This is a genomic window from Arachnia propionica (assembly GCF_003932785.1).
Taxonomy (GTDB): Bacteria; Actinomycetota; Actinomycetes; order Propionibacteriales; family Propionibacteriaceae; genus Arachnia; species Arachnia propionica_B.
Window position 1 is genome coordinate 1 of sequence record NZ_RQYT01000089.1, and the last position, 2,071, is coordinate 2,071.

2 protein-coding genes are annotated in these 2,071 nt (G+C 68.5%); both read left to right on the forward strand.

Features of this window, described 5'->3' with window-relative positions; translation table 11 throughout:
- Window positions 1-1,514 (forward strand): hypothetical protein (locus EII35_RS16095; protein WP_221739795.1); only part of this gene is annotated, 1,514 nt, incomplete at its 5' end.
- A gap of 18 nt (window positions 1,515-1,532) precedes the next feature.
- On the forward strand, window positions 1,533-2,071 hold a 539-nt coding region (locus tag EII35_RS15310; RefSeq protein WP_221739796.1), incomplete at its 3' end, for a DUF6493 family protein.

Genomic DNA, 2,071 nt, shown 5'->3' on the forward strand with positions numbered 1-2,071 from the left:
TGGTGAAACTGTTGGAGCCGCTGCCGGACGCGGCCGAGGTGCTGGCTCAAGGACTGACCCATGAGCACGTGGATGTGCAGCGGGCGGTGGTGAAGGCCCTGACCCGGCTGGGGCGGGACGACCTGGTTGCCGCGGACCTGGTGAGCCCTTCACTGGCGGCTGAGCTCGGTTTGTCCCTCGAGCGGGTGGAGGCGACGGCCCAGGTGGAGTTGTCGGACCGGTCGGCCCGCCCGGTGGTGCCATTCACCGACGAGGACGCCCTGGAGCGGGTCGCGTGGCTGCTGGAGGATGGCCGCGACCCGGTGGAGCTGGAGCTGCTGTTGGCGTGGCTCGCCACGGCTGAGAACCCCGCGGAGCGGCTGGCCTCGCTGCTCAAGCGCGTGAAGAAGGCGTCGGAGCCGGACAGGGACCATGAACTCCTGGGGCCGCTGCTCCGGGCGGTGTTCGCGCTCCCGGAGGACAAACGGAGAGGGAAGCCCAAGCAGTGGCGCTTCAAGGAGGTGCCAGCGGGTGCCCCCGAGGATGCCGAGGGGCTCTGGCGTCACCGTGTGCTCGAGGTGACGGAGATCCTGACCGGACAAGCGCCGAGGCGTGTGCTGCTGGCCACCCCGACCGACAGCCACGGACATCTCCCAGGCGAGGTGTTCCTGACGCGCGTGGCGGAGGTGCAGGAACGGTTCGGCGTCGACGCGGCGGAGTTGAAGGAACGCTGCCCCGGCGATCTGGTCCAGGCCGCGATGCGGCTGAGCGTCCCGGATCGGGGGCAGGCGGAACAGGTCCTCGGGTTCAGCCTCCCGCAGCCCTCCGAGCGGGTGCAGCTGGAGTGGTACCGGGTGGACAGCGACGAGAAGAAACCGAATGGGCAGCCCAGGTGGGTCTGGTGGCGCTCAGAGGTGCTGTGTGTCCCGAACCCGGGCCAGAAGATCTCGGGAGGACGGCGCAGGGGACTGTACGGTCCTGAATCGACACCTGTGTTGTTGATGGACCCTCATGGCACCGCCTACATCGTTGCGCAGGGGATCCGCACCGCCGAGTGGGCCGTGGAGGACACCTGCCACCGGGAGATCGACGACGTCCTCAAGGCCTTGAGCGAGCTGGGCGGCACCTGGACCCCGGAGACCGCGCAGCTCGTCGGGTTGGGGCTGTCGGGGAGCCGCCAGGAGACCCGCTCGCTGGCTGCCGAACTCCTCGCCGAGGCGGTTCCGGGCCGGCTCTCCGTCCAGCAGACGGCCGAGGGAATGGCTGCCTGTGTGGTGGGCTGCAAGGTGAACCGCTGGGTCTCGTCGTTGACTGATGCGGCGGCGCTGAACCCGGGGATGGTGGTGGATCTGCTGACCGCGCTGTTGCCCAGGTTGGATCGGGGGCTGCGTGGGATCGGCGGGCTCATGCAGCTGTTGTTGGACGAGCAGCTGCGGGTGGGGCGTCTCACCGAGGACGGGGCACTCAGGGCATGGCTGGCAGGCTTCACCGGTTCCTCGGCTGCGGCGAAGACCGCGAAGCAGCTGCTCAGCTGAGAGGAGTGGAGAGGCGCCATGGGACTGGCATTCGATGACACCCACGCTGAGGAACTCATCCGGATCGTGGGAACCCCGGACGGTACGTTGCGAGACCTGAGCGATCTGAGGGCGTGCCGGGAGGTGGAGCCCTGGGACGCGGCCTCGGCCCGTCGCCAGCTCGAGACCAGGGCACGACGCACCGGGCAGACGGATGACTTCACATCGATTCGGCTGGCCGAACTCCACGACGGACTGGTACTCGACCACGACGACGTCTACGTGCTGGCGATGATCTCCCTGTCCCGAACGGCGAAGCTGCCCAACCTGAGGGAGTTCCTGCTCCGCCACGATGACGACCTCCGCGAGAACGTCTTCTGGCGGATCTTCGAGGTCGAGGGCGGGGGAGAGGTCTCCCTCACCAAGGGCGACCCCACGTGGCAACGGACTGTGCTCGCCCTCGTCGCCGATGGGACCTTGGAGCGCTCCCGGGTGTTGCGGTGCTGCCTGGAGGCGCTCACCCGGGATTTCTCGTCGTATCGGGCGGGGTGGTTCTCGAGGATGTGGACGGCGTTGGA